Raw genomic sequence first — 395 nt, 5'->3', positions numbered from 1 at the left:
AGGGTGTCATTGCCGATGTCTTTCGCCCAGTTCATCAGCCGTCCACGGCTCCATTTGTGATGCTTCTCATGCCGGACAGGCATATGCTCGGGTTTTGTGCTGATGCCGCGGCGATTGATACGCGGATGGCTGGTGATCTGCTTGTTTTGGAAGTACAGCGTAATCAGGTTATCGGTGGCGTGCAGTTCAAGTTTCTCGCCGACTAACTGATGCGGTGCTGAGTACAGGTGCTCGCCGTATTGCACATGGTAATCGATATTAAGCTTCACCATTTTGATGTCCGTATATTGATACGGCTCGCGTGGCAAACGGCTAAGCGCTGGTTTATCCAGTTGTTCGAACCATTCTTGTCGGTTGCCACTAAACTGTTTAAATGGCCGGGTATTCACATCCTG

The 395-nt window shown here is 50.6% G+C and carries 1 protein-coding gene; it reads right to left on the bottom strand.

Translation table 11 applies throughout. From position 1 onward, the window contains the following. The coding region (locus QWY20_RS18550; protein WP_407935447.1) for a Mu transposase domain-containing protein at positions 1 to 395 on the bottom strand (395 nt) is incomplete at both ends.

It is taken from the genome of Alkalimonas cellulosilytica (assembly GCF_036325985.1).
Taxonomy (GTDB): Bacteria; Pseudomonadota; Gammaproteobacteria; order Enterobacterales; family Alteromonadaceae; genus Alkalimonas; species Alkalimonas cellulosilytica.
Note: the sequence above shows the minus strand (reverse complement) of the source record. Positions and strands in the feature narration are given on the sequence as shown.